Origin of the sequence: Salinisphaera sp. SWV1, from assembly GCF_052044155.1 — a bacterium.
GTDB lineage: Bacteria > Pseudomonadota > Gammaproteobacteria > Nevskiales > Salinisphaeraceae > Salinisphaera.
In genome coordinates this window covers 1-501 of sequence record NZ_JBQDYE010000198.1, presented here as the reverse complement: position 1 = coordinate 501, position 501 = coordinate 1, and the positions used below count along the sequence as shown (strand labels likewise).

Annotated in this window: 1 protein-coding gene; it reads left to right on the top strand. The window is 44.1% G+C overall.

What is annotated here, in order from left to right:
- Positions 1–67 precede the first annotated feature (67 nt).
- Positions 68–501: YfiR family protein (locus tag ACS8YF_RS20250; protein WP_440851841.1), on the top strand; the 434-nt coding region annotated here is incomplete at its 3' end.

The window sequence follows — 501 nt, the reverse complement described above, 5'->3', positions numbered from 1 at the left end:
TGATATTTTAATGTGCATTCTGAAAAAATATCGATGCATTTCGAGCGAAGATGGAGGGGATCCCTGAATGCGTTTTTCTCACCGACTGTTCTTACTTCTGATTCTCCTGCTGACGGGAGCACCAATACTCGCTCAGGAGCCTTCTGACGTTGCGAAAAACGTGCGTATGATGGTTTCCGGTATTGTCAGTTACACCCGCTGGCCTGCGCTATCAGGGCCACCAAAGTTATGTATCTTTTCATCTTCACGTTTTAGTACCGCCCTACAAGAGAATGCCGCGACATCTTTGCCTTATCTGCCTGTCATCATTCACACTCAACAAGAGGCGATGATTTCAGGCTGCAATGGTTTTTATTTTGGCAACGAGTCAACGACATTCCAGATGGAATTAACCGAACAATATCCGTCAAAGGCGTTATTATTAATTGCCGAACAAAATACCGAGTGCATTATTGGTAGCGCCTTTTGTTTGATCATCCACAATAATGACGTCAGATTTGC